The organism is Sellimonas intestinalis (genome assembly GCF_001280875.1).
GTDB lineage: Bacteria > Bacillota > Clostridia > Lachnospirales > Lachnospiraceae > Sellimonas > Sellimonas intestinalis.
The window spans coordinates 86778-99231 of the sequence record NZ_LGAJ01000005.1 but is presented as its reverse complement, the minus strand read 5'-3'; the positions used below and the strand labels follow the sequence as shown (position 1 = coordinate 99231).

At 46.7% G+C, this 12454-nt stretch carries 12 protein-coding genes; 1 reads left to right on the top strand and 11 read right to left on the bottom strand.

All coding sequences use genetic code 11. The features are described 5' to 3' along the window. The first annotated feature begins 26 nt into the window (after positions 1 to 26). Positions 27 to 1361: a hemolysin family protein gene (locus tag AOA56_RS06305; RefSeq protein ID WP_024731757.1), complete on the top strand. Its 1335-nt coding sequence runs from the start codon at positions 27 to 29 to the stop codon at positions 1359 to 1361. A gap of 120 nt (positions 1362 to 1481) precedes the next feature. On the opposite strand, the gene AOA56_RS06300 is transcribed toward AOA56_RS06305, so the two are convergent. The 11 genes from AOA56_RS06300 to pepT form a co-directional block, all read right to left on the bottom strand. Next, positions 1482 to 1910, bottom strand: a complete 429-nt coding sequence (locus AOA56_RS06300) for a hypothetical protein (protein ID WP_053769193.1) — start codon at positions 1908 to 1910, stop codon at positions 1482 to 1484. A gap of 9 nt (positions 1911 to 1919) precedes the next feature. After that, complete coding sequence (locus AOA56_RS06295; protein ID WP_024731755.1) at positions 1920 to 2513, bottom strand: TetR/AcrR family transcriptional regulator; 594 nt, start codon at positions 2511 to 2513, stop codon at positions 1920 to 1922. 101 nt (positions 2514 to 2614) lie between these two features. Next, positions 2615 to 3736: a carboxynorspermidine decarboxylase gene (gene nspC, locus AOA56_RS06290; protein ID WP_053769192.1), complete on the bottom strand. Its 1122-nt coding sequence runs from the start codon at positions 3734 to 3736 to the stop codon at positions 2615 to 2617. 10 nt (positions 3737 to 3746) lie between these two features. Further along, a complete protein-coding gene (locus AOA56_RS06285) occupies positions 3747 to 4949 on the bottom strand; it encodes a saccharopine dehydrogenase family protein (protein ID WP_053769191.1) in 1203 nt (400 codons plus the stop codon). Positions 4950 to 4967: 18 nt separating this feature from the next. Then, a complete protein-coding gene (gene speB / locus AOA56_RS06280) occupies positions 4968 to 5825 on the bottom strand; it encodes an agmatinase (protein ID WP_053769190.1) in 858 nt (285 codons plus the stop codon). Next, on the bottom strand, positions 5815 to 6666 hold the full coding sequence (gene speE / locus AOA56_RS06275; protein WP_048620667.1) for a polyamine aminopropyltransferase: 852 nt from the start codon (positions 6664 to 6666) through the stop codon (positions 5815 to 5817). Before speE ends, speB begins: the two co-directional genes overlap by 11 nt. A 3-nt stretch (positions 6667 to 6669) precedes the next feature. Further along, positions 6670 to 8124 (bottom strand): aminotransferase class I/II-fold pyridoxal phosphate-dependent enzyme, encoded by a 1455-nt coding sequence (locus AOA56_RS06270; protein WP_053769189.1) that lies wholly within the window; start codon positions 8122 to 8124, stop codon positions 6670 to 6672. A 404-nt stretch (positions 8125 to 8528) separates the two neighbouring features. Continuing rightward, a complete protein-coding gene (locus tag AOA56_RS06265) occupies positions 8529 to 8951 on the bottom strand; it encodes a bacteriohemerythrin (protein ID WP_024731749.1) in 423 nt (140 codons plus the stop codon). Positions 8952 to 8979: 28 nt separating this feature from the next. Further along, positions 8980 to 9429, bottom strand: a complete 450-nt coding sequence (gene rpiB, locus AOA56_RS06260) for a ribose 5-phosphate isomerase B (protein ID WP_024731748.1) — start codon at positions 9427 to 9429, stop codon at positions 8980 to 8982. Positions 9430 to 9632: 203 nt separating this feature from the next. Beyond that, the gene (locus AOA56_RS06255) at positions 9633 to 11132 is read right to left on the bottom strand and encodes a YfcC family protein (protein ID WP_024731747.1); all 1500 of its coding nucleotides are present in this window, start codon (positions 11130 to 11132) and stop codon (positions 9633 to 9635) included. Between the two features lie 20 nt (positions 11133 to 11152). Further along, complete coding sequence (pepT, locus tag AOA56_RS06250) at positions 11153 to 12373, bottom strand: peptidase T (RefSeq protein WP_053769188.1); 1221 nt, start codon at positions 12371 to 12373, stop codon at positions 11153 to 11155. Between the last annotated feature and the right edge of the window lie 81 nt (positions 12374 to 12454).

Genomic DNA, 12454 nt, shown 5'->3' with positions numbered 1-12454 from the left:
TATGATGAATAAAGGAGAACTGAATTATGAATTCTATTGTACCCCAACTATTATTGCAGGTTATTTTAATTTTTTTAAACGCGTTTTTTGCGGCGGCGGAGATTGCCGTAATTTCACTCAATGCTACAAAGCTTAGGAAATCTGCAGAAGACGGTGACAAAACATGCGCCCGTCTCTTAAAGTTAGTAGAGGAGCCTTCTGGTTTCCTCTCCACGATCCAGATTGGAATTACACTGGCCGGTTTCCTCGGCAGTGCGTTCGCGGCCGACAACTTTTCCGGTTATCTGGTGAACTGGGTATATCAGGATCTTGGTTTCCACGCCCTCCCGGTTTCCGTACTGGATACACTTTCCGTCATCGTCATTACCATTATTCTTTCGTACTTTACGCTGATTTTTGGTGAATTGGTACCAAAACGGATTGCTATGCAGAAATCCTTTGCCGTGGCAAAATTTGTCTACCGTGTTGTTTCATTCGTAGCTCTGATTATGAAACCGGCGGTTGCTTTCCTCTCCCTCTCCACAAACGTGGTACTGAAACTGTTCGGTATGAAAACCGAGGCCGAAGAGGAAACTGTGACCGAAGAAGAAATCCGTCTCATGGTCGAGCTCGGTGAGGAGAATGGTTCCATCGACAGTGATGAAAAAGAATGGATTCAGAATGTGCTGGAATTTAATGATACGATTGTCCGCAACTGTATGACTCACGAATCGGAAATCATCTCGGTTTCTGTTGATGCTTCCGATGAGGAGATCACCCAGCTCATCACGGAATCCGGACTTTCCCGGTATCCGGTATACGGGGAAGATCTGCATGACATTCTTGGTATCCTCAATGCCCGTACATTCCTTCTCTCCCGGACAGAAGGGCATAGCCCGGACATTAGAACCCTGCTCCAGCCAGCCTATTTCATTCCAGAGACTGTTCATGCATCTACTCTCTTCCGAGATATGCAAAAACAGAAACTTCATATCGCCGTGGTAGTAGATGAGTACGGGGACACATCCGGTATCGTCACACTGGAGGACCTGGTGGAAGAGATCTTTGGAAATATTTATGACGAATTTGACGAGAATGAGCCGGCGGAAATTGAACAGATCCAGGAAAATCTCTGGAGAGTCACTGGCACGACTGATGTGGATGACCTCGCCAGGATACTGGACGTAGATCTTCCGGAATCTTCGGACTACACAACGCTTGGCGGAATGGTATTCAGCAATCTGAAAACCATTCCAAAAGACGGTACGACAGTTGAACTGGACGTCGGAGAGATCCATATTCATGTGGATGCCATCTCCAAACGCCGGATTCAGTCCGCACTCGTTTCTATAACACCGAAGCAGATAAAAGCAGAGGAATAATATCCGGAAAGCGTATTCAAAGGTATTTGACGCAACACGTCTTATCACATTGATACAAAAGGCTGCCCATCCTGACGGAACTTCAAACAGTCCCGTCAGGATGCGGCAGCCTCCTTTTTATCATTTATGATCCTTTTCCCGGAAGACTATGTAGGTTCTCCCATAGTTTCCCCACCAGGTACTTTTCGGATTAGTAAAATACACTGTAGAAAAGAGCATCTCACTGTCATTGAGCTTTACAAGCAGGTGAAGCAGTTCCTCCTTTAAAGGAAAGAAAACCCCGTCAGCCTTTTTTCCCAGCTTCGCTAGAAAGGCCAGTTCCTCTGCTGAGAGCATATTCCGGATCTTTTCTTTTGCCTCCTTGGGAAGTGTAAAATAATAAAAATCCGCCCAGGCGTTTTCCTCTCCGCAGTGTCTCCATTCTTCCAGAAGCCTTTCCAGCGCTTTCCCCGCTGGGAGAGTCAGTTCCTCCCAGTCGCAGCGGTCGAATCCATCCTGTATCTTATCCAGATAGATTGCTCCCGTCTCTTTGAATTGTTCGATTTGCATGTACGCCTCCTATCTCCGGATTCTCGGATGGGTCTCACGGATCACACTCATAATCAGCCGGAATGACATATCTGCCATCTCTTCCGGTGTTTCCGAATCCTCCGGATCCTTCTGGAGCCAGGAACGGATCAATCCAACGCAGCCGGACAAACAGAATCGGTAAGAATATTTCAGCATGTTCATCTCATTGGGAAACTGACGTTTCAGTCCGGTCAGACACTTTTCCCCCACAAGATCCTCTACCTGCTGTACAAAAGACGGATCCCCGTTTTTACCCATCAAAGAGCGATAAAGCTTTCGGTTGCTTCCAAGGGAGAAAAACACGTCTTTCATAAATACCACACTTTCCTCAGAAAACGGCTCCGGCGGGTAGCTCTCCATGACCTCGGCAATCTCCTCGATGAGCTCCCGCTTCACATTTTCCAGCATATTGGAAATATCGGAATAATGCAGGTAAAAGGTTGAACGGTTGATATGAACATACTCCACCAGCTCCTTTACCGTAATCTCCTGTATACTCTTTCTGGTCATCAGGTCCGCAAGTCCCTCTTTCAGCCTTGTCTTTGTCCTGGCAACCCGTTTATCGATCTTTTGCTCTGTCATTCCTGCATCCCCCTGTCAGTTCTAATTCTCACTATAATACAAAAGTAACAGCAGCGCAAGCCGCGAATCTGAGCTCAATGGCTGAATCGTTATATGTTTTCTTACAGACGGCGTTTAAATTCCTCATAGCCAAAGCTTCGGATAATCTGACAGTCTCCAGCTTCTTCCAGTACAATATCCGGAAGTTTCATGCCGTTGAATGTATTATTCTTTACCATCGTGTAGATCGCCATATCCTGAAACTCCAGCCGTTCTCCTGGCGCAAGCGGATGACAGAAAGAATAATCTCCGATCACATCTCCTGCAAGGCACGTTGGCCCTGCCAGACGATAGGTATATGTCTCTTCTCCCGGCAGATCTGAGTCTTTGAGCGGCGGGCGGTACGGCATTTCCAGCACATCCGGCATATGACAGGCAGCGGAGGTATCGAGGATTGCAATCTTCTTTTCATTTTCCACGATCTCCAGTACCTCCGTCAGTAGCGTACCGGCGTTTAAGGCAATGGCTTCCCCAGGCTCCAGATAAACTTCCAGTCCGTAAGTTTCCTGCATATGGCGGATACACCGTATAAGCCTTGGAATATTATAATCTGTTCTCGTTATGTGATGTCCGCCGCCGAAATTTATCCATTTCATCTTCGGCAGCCAGCGGCCAAACTTCTCTTCCACTGCCTTTAATGTCACTTCCAGAGCATCGGAATTCTGCTCACAGAGAGTATGAAAGTGAATTCCTTCGATCCCCTCCATTAACTCTCCACTTAACTGCTCCCTCACTGTCCCAAGCCTGGACCCTGGAGCACATGGATCGTAGATAGCATGCTCCTTCTGCGTAGAACACTGCGGATTGACCCGGATTCCCGGACTTTTCCCAGCCTGTCTGATCCGTTCCTTATACTTCCGAATCTGGGAAGGTGAGTTCAGTACGATGTGACCGCAGAGCGACAGTATCTCATCAAATTCTCCTTCCTTGTAAGCCGGGGAGAAGATGTGGTTTTCTTTCCCCATCTCCTCCGCTCCAAGTTTCGCCTCATAGAAGCCGCTGGCCGTTGTGCCATCCAGATATTTGCCGATGAACGGGTACAAGAAATACATAGAGAACGCTTTTTGGGCGAGCAGAATCTTGCACCCGGTTTCCTCCCTGAGTCTTTTTAAAATCCGCAGATTTTCCTCCAGCTTTTCTTTTTGTACAATATAACACGGTGTACGAAGTTCTTCTTTTCTCATATTGAAGTCCCTAATCTACAAGCTGCGGGTTCTCACAGATCTTCCACGGAAGCCCCCACTTATTGAGTGCATCCATGAACGGATCCGGATCAAACTCTTCCATATTATAGACTCCCGGTTTCTGCCAGGTGCCGTTCATCACCAGCATGGCGCCGATCATCGCAGGCACGCCTGTCGTATAAGCAACCGCCTGAGAGCCCACTTCCTTGTAACACTCCTGATGGTCACAAGTATTGTAAATGTAAAGTGTTTTTTCCTTACCGTCTTTCTTTCCGATGAAAATACATCCGATATTGGTCTTCCCCTTTGTTCTCGGCCCCAGTGTGGACGGATCCGGAAGAACCGCCTTTAAGAACTGCAGCGGCACAATCTCCCTTCCTTCGTACAGGATCGGCTCAATGGAAGTCATACCAACATTCTCCAAACATTTCAAATGTGTCAAGTAACTCTGTCCGAAAGTCATAAAGAAACGGATTCTCTTGATGCCTGGAATGTTGAGTGCCAGAGACTCAATCTCCTCGTGGTGCAGCAGATACATATCTTTCATGCCTACCTCCGGAAAATCATATTCCCGCTTGATCTCCATCGGTTCCGTCTCCACCCAGTGGCCGTCTTCCCAGTAAGAGCCCTTAGCGGACACTTCCCGGATATTGATCTCCGGATTGAAGTTCGTCGCAAACGGATAGCCGTGATCTCCGCCGTTACAGTCCAGAATATCAATATAATGAATTTCATCAAAATAATGTTTCAGGGCGTAAGCAGAAAATACGCTGGTCACACCCGGATCAAATCCACTTCCAAGAAGGGCTGTGATCCCTGCTTTTTCGTATTTTTCTCTATATGCCCACTGCCATTTGTACTCAAATTTTGCGGTATCTTCCGGCTCGTAATTTGCTGTATCAACATAATGTACGCCAGTCTCCAGACAGGCGTCCATAATCGCCAGATCCTGATACGGTAACGCCAGATTTAATACAACGTCCGGCTGTACTTTCCTGATAAGTTCTACCAGGTCCGTCACTTTGTCCGCATCTACCTGCGCGGTCGTGATTTTTGCTTTTGATTTCCCCTTCAACTTTTCTTTTAATGCGTCACATTTGGACACTGTACGGCTCGCGATACAGATTTCATCAAAAACCTCACTGTTCATCGCACATTTCTGAATCGCTACACTTGCGACACCGCCACATCCGATTACCAACACTTTTCCCATAATGATTTCCTCCTTCTTCTATCTGCCGATTGCCAGCAACATTTCTCTGATAATTTTACATGCCACAGCCGTGGACACCCCACTTGCATCATATGGCGGACACAGCTCATTCACATCACACCCTACGAGACAAACATTTTGACAGACAGCAATCACCGCCCTCTGCAAGGTCATATAATCAATTCCTCCCGGCTCCGGCGTCCCTGTTCCCGGAAAGACCGACGGATCCAGTACATCCAGATCCAGCGTAAAATAAACCGGTTTTCCTTGAAGAGATTCCACTGTCTCTTCCAGCCCTTCCAAATCAAATGGGTGCAGGCTTGTATGTCCTGATTTCGCCCATTCAAACTCATCCTTTTCTCCAGAACGAATTCCAAACTGATGAATCCTTCCGTTCCCCAAAATCTCCCAACAGCGCCGGATCACGCAGGCATGGGAAAGCCGAACCCCCAGATAATCCTCCCGCAGATCCGTGTGGGCATCCAGGTGAATGATGTGAAGATCCGGATACTTTCTTGCCGCAGCCCGAATACTTCCCAGTGTCACCAGATGCTCTCCTCCGATCAGAAACGGAAGTTTATCGTCCTTTAGAATTGTTTCTGCCCGCTCTTCAATGACCGCGAGCACCTTTTCGGAATCTCCGATGGCAAGCTCCAGATCCCCACTGTCAAAGATATGACAGTCTGTCAGATCCCGGTCCTGATACGGACTGTAAGTCTCAAGTCCCCAGGAGTCGCCTCGGATGGCCGGACCCGCAAACCGGGTTCCCGGCCGAAACGATGTGGTAGAGTCAAAAGGCGCTCCAAACAGAACGACCCGCGCCTCGTCATACTCCGCGTCACATCCGAGAAAGCTCACAATATTTTTATTCAACATCTTTTAATAATTCCTCCACATACACCGGGAGCGCAAACACACCTGCATGCAGTCTCGGCTCATAATATCTTGTACTGATTCCCTGCAGTTTCCATGCAATGCCATTCAAATCATCTAACGGATGGTATTTCTTGGACGCAAAGCCGAACAGCCAATGACCGGAAGGATAGGACGGAATATGTGCCTGGTATACCCGGCAGATCGGGAATGTCTCCACGATCCGCTTGTGCATCCTCTGGCACTGGAACGCTTCTTCCGCATAAAACGGGCTCTCGTTCTGATTGATCATAATGCCGTCTTCTTGCAGAGCATTATAACAGTTTCCGTAGAATTCTTTCGTAAACAGTCCCTCTCCCGGTCCAAACGGATTCGGAGAATCAATGATGATAAGGTCGTATTCATCGGTCTTGGAACGAATGAAACGCAGACCATCCTCATGGTAGATCTCCACCCTCGGATCCGTCAGGCTGCAGGCAATCTCCGGAAGGTATTTCCGACATACCTCCACAAGCAGAGGGTCGATTTCCACCACATCGATCGTCTCCAACGTTTCATATTTAATCAGCTCCCGAACGACGCCGCCGTCCCCTCCGCCAATGACAAGGACCCTCTTCACATCCGGGTGTACCGCCATCGGGACATGGGTAATCATTTCATGGTAGATAAATTCGTCCTTTTCCGTCAGCATCAGATCCCCGTCCACCACAAGCACCTTGCCAAACTCTGTCGATTCCAGGACATCAATTCGCTGATATTCGCTCTCAGCACTGAATAACTGCCGCTCCACCCGAAGGGACAGTCTGGCATGGTCGGTATGTTCATCTGAAAACCACATTTCCATATCTTATTCCTCCCTCAATACGTTGAGACGCCCGATCCTTTCATCTTCCGGTCCGGTCATGGAGCATCCTTTTTCTTTCGCATAAACAATGTAATCAATAATCTTATCCGTGATTTCCTCTCCAGGGGCGAGAATCGGAATTCCTGGCGGATAACACATGACAAATTCGCTGCATATTCGACCTTTTGTCTCCTCAAGCGGCAGTGATTCCTTGCTGGCGTAAAAGGATTCCTGTGGCGTCATCACAACCTTGGGCGGAATATATTCCTGGGAAAGCATCCCGGTCTTATCCTTGTGATGCCTCCTCTTGATATCTGCCAAAGCGCTCACAAGACGCTCCACCTCCTGCTTACGATCACCAATAGAAAGGTATGCCAAAATGTTTCCAAGGTCTCCGAACTCTATCTGAATATCATACTCATCCCGCAAAATATCATAGACCTCAATTCCCGCCAGCCCAATATCCAGCGTATGTACCGAAAGTTTTGTTGTATCAAAATCAAAAATACTGCTTCCGTTTTTCTTTTCCCCTGCGAAAGCATAGTAACCGCCGATCTGATTGATCTCTTTTCTGGCATATCCGGCAAGCTCCATTACTTTTCCAAATGATTCCTTACCTCGGAGCGCCAGATTCCGTCTGGAAATGTCAAGACTGGAAAGCAGCAGGTAGGACGCACTCGTTGTCTGAGTCAGGTTGATAATCTGTCTGACATATCCTGCATTGACATTCGGTCCTGTCAGCAAATAGGAACTTTGCGTCAGACTGCCTCCGGACTTGTGCATACTCACCGACGCCATGTCTGCCCCTGCCTTCATGGCTGATACCGGAAGGTTTTCCCCAAAATAAAAATGGGTTCCATGGGCCTCGTCCACCAGCACTTTCATATTGTACTCGTGTGCTAAATGGACGATTGTCCGCAGATCAGAGCAAATGCCGTAGTAGGTCGGATTGTTCACAAACACTGCCACAGCGTCCGGATTTTCTCTGATCACCTGTTCCACCTGGGATACCCGCATCCCAAGAGAGATACCAAGATGATGATCCACATCCGGATTGACATACACCGGCTTTGCTCCGCAAAGCACAAGCGCATTGATGACGCTCCGGTGGACGTTTCGGGGAAGGATAATCTTATCTCCCTTCTTACAACAGGACAGTACCATGCTCTGTACTGCCGACGTGGTCCCGCCCACCATCAAAAATGCATGGGCCGCCCCGAATGCTTCGGCTGCCAATTCCTCTGCCTCTTTGATCACGGAAACTGGATGACAAAGATTGTCCAGAGGTTTCATCGAATTGACGTCGATCCCTACACATTTGCTGCCTAAAAGCTCTACAAGCTCCGGATTGCCCCGCCCATGTTTATGTCCCGGGACGTCAAACGGAACGATCCTCATTTTTCTGAATCGTTCCAGCGCCTCGTAGATCGGCGCCCTTTTTTGCGCTATCATATCCATATCTATCTACTCCCTTACGTCTTTGATCGTCGCCTGTTTTCTTCAAACTAAAAAAGACACAGGCATACGGCATACCACCATGTACTTGTGTCTTTCTCTATCCTCTCACGCACAGAAAAACGTGCGGATACTGATCCTATTTCCCCATTTTCAGACAGATATTGGCGTAGAGTCTATATAGCAAATATTTTTACTTTTACTACTCTTATTGACCGTTTCACAAGTTGTGTATGCTGCTCGCACACCGGTTATAAAGTAACCAACTTATAAAATTTGAGCTTCTAACTCAATCAATAATGCAGCCCGTGGCCGCTAAAAAAATATTTGCATGGATCACTTTACGAATATCTGCTTTCCATACGCGTTCATTCTACCATGGGAGTCCTGAATATACAATAGCTTTTTTACAAAATTTCGCTGTTCTGCCGCATATTTCTGTACTCTGCCACAGAACGGTCGAAGCCTTTGATATGACGGAACAGCCAATCTGTTACCGTCTCATTGAGTGCCCGGACAAATGTGTCTGTCGGACCTTCCTCTTCCTCCAACATGGCATGAAGCTCCTCTACCGCACGGCGAAATTCCTCATGCTGTGTCTTATGCTCCGCAAATCCCGGGTAACTCATCTCCTCCTGTAGCTTTTCCTCAGCCTGGAAATGAAAGTCTGTGTAATCCGCAAGGTAATTTAACAGCTTCACAGCCGTCGCCTTATCCCTGTTCGTCTCACATGCTTCCTCCAGGGCGGCGATCTTTCCAATAAGCTCCTTATGCTGATTGTCGATCATCTCATTTCCCGTAACCAGAGTTTCGTCAAATACTGCATACATCTGTTTTTCCTCCTTTTCCTTTTTCGGCTTATTCGGCCTCTCTTTTTTCAATATCCATGATCATGTCGACCCGTCTCTGATGACGTCCGCCTTCAAATTTTGCACTCAGAAACTCGTCGACAATCATCTTGGCAAGCTCGATTCCGATCACCCGTGCACCAAATGCCAAGACGTTGGCGTCATTATGCTGTCTGGCAAGTCTTGCTGTGTACGGCTCGCTGCAAACGACTGCCCGGATCCCGCGTACCTTGTTCGCCGCAAGGGAAATGCCAAGTCCGGTACCACAGATCACGATCCCAAAGTCCACATCCCCTGCCGCTACCGCACGTCCGACCTTCTCCCCGTAAACCGGATAGTCACAGCTTTCGTGAGAATCCGTCCCGTAGTTTACGACCTCATATCCTTTTTCTTCCAGATATGCGGCTATGTCCTGCTTCATCTCCACAGCGGAGTGATCATTTCCAATTCCTATTTTCATAATCGTTCCTCTCTGTCTTTCTTTTGTTGCTGTTCTGGTTTTATTATACTTGGTTTAGGCTGTTTTTACAATGCAATGTAGTTTGTTTTTCAACATTGATATCGTTTCTATATTTCTACATACAAGAAGCCCGGTGCTCTTCGTCACCAGGCTTCGTCCTGTTTTGTTATTTCCCGACTTTTTTGTTTCGCTTGCATCCTAACTCATACAAAAAGTTGAATTACAAGCATCACTGCGCTGAATCCGGCTGTGATGCCCATCAAAGGCATAATAAATTTCAGCCATTTATCATATGTCACGTCTACCATCGCCAGGGAGGCCAAAATCAATCCCGCCGGGGTGATAAAGGAAATCAGTCCCAGTCCATATGCATATGCTGAGACAATCGCCGCCCTTGATACTCCTACAGTATCTGCCAGCGGCGCCATGATCGGCACAGACAACACTGCAAGCCCGGAAGAGGACGAGATGAAAAATCCAAGTACAATAAATACAAACATCATCAGAATAATAAAGATGATCGGGTTCATACCGCTGATGGCGCCTGAGAAATATGCAAGAATTGTATCGGAGACCATACCATTTTCGAGTATGATATTGATTCCCCTTGCAACACCTACAACGAGTGCCACACTCATTAAATCTGCCGCGCCGCCGATAAACTGATCCATGAAATTTTTCTCGCCGATTCCTGATGTAAAGGCCATAATAATTGCACAAGCAAGGAAAAGTGCGGTCATATTGTCAAACCACCACTGCTTTGTTACCAGACCCCAAACAAGAACCGCAAAGGTAATTCCGAAAACAGCCAAAGTCAGTTTCATCCGTCCTGTAAACTTGGGCACTTCCCCCTGATGGCCAAATTTTTTCATATGGTATTCGTACTGATCGTAGCAGATCGATTGTGACGGATCTGCTTTGACTTTCTTTGCATAACGTAAAATATATACGAGCGTAATGATCAGGCCGATCGCCAGTGCTACAAAGCGGATTCCCATTCCATCCGCCAAGCTGATACCCGCCGCATTCGATGCATTTCCCACGGAAAACGGATTGATGGTCGGGAACATCGTTCCTATAGACGATCCCATATAAATTGCCGCAATACATACCATAACGTCATACCCTGCGGCAAGGAAGACAGGTACCAGAATCGGGTATAGCGCAATCGTTTCTTCGGCCAGTCCGAATGTTGTCCCTCCTGCCGCGATAATGATGGTAATCAGGATAATCAAAAGATATTCTTTCCCTTTTGTTATTTTGGACAACACCGCAATCGCTGAATTAAACGCCCCCATATAATTTAAGACTCCGATACATCCTCCCAGTACAAAGATGAACAGGATAATATCGATAGAATCGTACACCCCACTAATTGGCGCAAGAAGAATCTGAAAAATCCCTTGTGGATTTTGTTCTACTTTCTCATATGTTCCCGGAATCGCAACCGGTTTACTGATAGTACCATCCAGAAACTTATCCAGATTTCCGGTTACACCAAGTTCATCTAATGTCTCCTGCGTCGGTTCCATTTCTGTAATTTTACCAACTGAATCGGTAATTTCAAACATATTTGACTGCGCATTATAAGCCAGCTTAGAGTAAAGTCCTGCCGGTACAACTGCCGTGAGAATCGCCGCAAAAATCAGGACAATAAATAGTACAGTCAACGCAGACGGAAATGACAGTTTTTTCTTTTTCATTTCTCGTTTCCTCCTTTCTTTTATGAATTAGCAAAGATCTTTACAAGCTCCAAAATGATGTCTACCACCTTTTCCATTCCTTCGACAGTAATATGCTCCATCGGTCCATGGTAACCATGTCCCCCGGTCCCCAGATTCGGGCATGGAAGTCCTTTAAATGACAGCTTACATCCATCTGTGCCGCCCCGGATTGGACAGATAACCGGTGTAACGCCCGCTTTCATACATGCCTGTTTTGCGTTTTCAACCAGATAAAAATGATCTTTGATGACGGATTCCATATTTCGGTATTCATCTTTGATTTCCAATTTTACCGTACCGTCTCCCCATACTTCATTCATCGTTTTCTCTATATGGCGAAGCGTATTTTTTCTAACAAGAAATTCTGGCTCGTTGTGATCCCTTACAATATATTCGGCCTCCGCATGTCCTTCATCACCATGGATACTCAGCAAATGGTAGAATCCTTCATAGCCTTCCGTATATCTCGGCGTCTCATAGCGCGGAAGCATCTGGTTCATCTCACACGCCAGAAGAACCGCATTGATCATCACATGTTTTGCTGATCCTGGATGCACACTTTTTCCTTCAATCGTAAACTTTGCCTCACAGGCGTTAAAATTCTGATACTGAATCTCGCCCTCTCCGTCCCCGTCCAGTGTGTAGGCAACATCCGCATCAAAAGTATCAAAATCAAAGTATGCCGCTCCCGTTCCACACTCCTCATCCGGAGTAAAAGCAACGCTGATCTGGCCGTGTGGAATCTTTTCTTCTATCATTGTCTGAAGCATCTGCATAATTTCCGCAATTCCCGCCTTATCATCAACCCCAAGAATTGTGCTCCCATCTGAAGTGATCAACGTCCTCCCTTTCAATTCCTTCAGATGAGGGAAATCCTTAACACTCAATATTCTTCCACATTTCTGAAGAGTAAGATCTTCCCCGTTGTATTGTTTTGTCACAACCGGTACGATTTCCTCTTCACAGAACTCCGAAACCGTATCCATGTGCGCTATAAATCCTAGTTTTTTACAATCCTCATACCCTTCGGACGCTCTTAAAATTCCATACACAAAACAACGCTCGTCCAGAACGACCTGATCCATTCCAAGTTCTTTTAATTCCTCTACAAGAATCTCAGCAAGGTTAAACTGGCAGGTTGATGTCGGTACCGAATCCGCCTTTTCATTACATGGCGTTTTAATGGAAATGTACCGCATCAGTTTTTCAGTTACTCCCATGTTTCATTCTCCTTCCAAATACCTTTTTCATTATTTTAGATCATTTTCTGTTCTCCCGCAAATCACCGTTGTTTTCTTGAC

Bases quoted from the DNA above. Each gene is read 5' to 3' on its own strand.
- AOA56_RS06305 (WP_024731757.1), top strand. From the start codon at position 27: ATGAATTCTATTGTACCCCAACTATTATTGCAGGTTATTTTAATTTTT.
- AOA56_RS06300 (WP_053769193.1), bottom strand. From the start codon at position 1,910: ATGCAAATCGAACAATTCAAAGAGACGGGAGCAATCTATCTGGATAAG.
- AOA56_RS06295 (WP_024731755.1), bottom strand. From the start codon at position 2,513: ATGACAGAGCAAAAGATCGATAAACGGGTTGCCAGGACAAAGACAAGG.
- nspC (WP_053769192.1), bottom strand. From the start codon at position 3,736: ATGAGAAAAGAAGAACTTCGTACACCGTGTTATATTGTACAAAAAGAA.
- AOA56_RS06285 (WP_053769191.1), bottom strand. From the start codon at position 4,949: ATGGGAAAAGTGTTGGTAATCGGATGTGGCGGTGTCGCAAGTGTAGCG.
- speB (WP_053769190.1), bottom strand. From the start codon at position 5,825: ATGTTGAATAAAAATATTGTGAGCTTTCTCGGATGTGACGCGGAGTAT.
- speE (WP_048620667.1), bottom strand. From the start codon at position 6,666: ATGGAAATGTGGTTTTCAGATGAACATACCGACCATGCCAGACTGTCC.
- AOA56_RS06270 (WP_053769189.1), bottom strand. From the start codon at position 8,124: ATGGATATGATAGCGCAAAAAAGGGCGCCGATCTACGAGGCGCTGGAA.
- AOA56_RS06265 (WP_024731749.1), bottom strand. From the start codon at position 8,951: ATGTATGCAGTATTTGACGAAACTCTGGTTACGGGAAATGAGATGATC.
- rpiB (WP_024731748.1), bottom strand. From the start codon at position 9,429: ATGAAAATAGGAATTGGAAATGATCACTCCGCTGTGGAGATGAAGCAG.
- AOA56_RS06255 (WP_024731747.1), bottom strand. From the start codon at position 11,132: ATGAAAAAGAAAAAACTGTCATTTCCGTCTGCGTTGACTGTACTATTT.
- pepT (WP_053769188.1), bottom strand. From the start codon at position 12,373: ATGGGAGTAACTGAAAAACTGATGCGGTACATTTCCATTAAAACGCCA.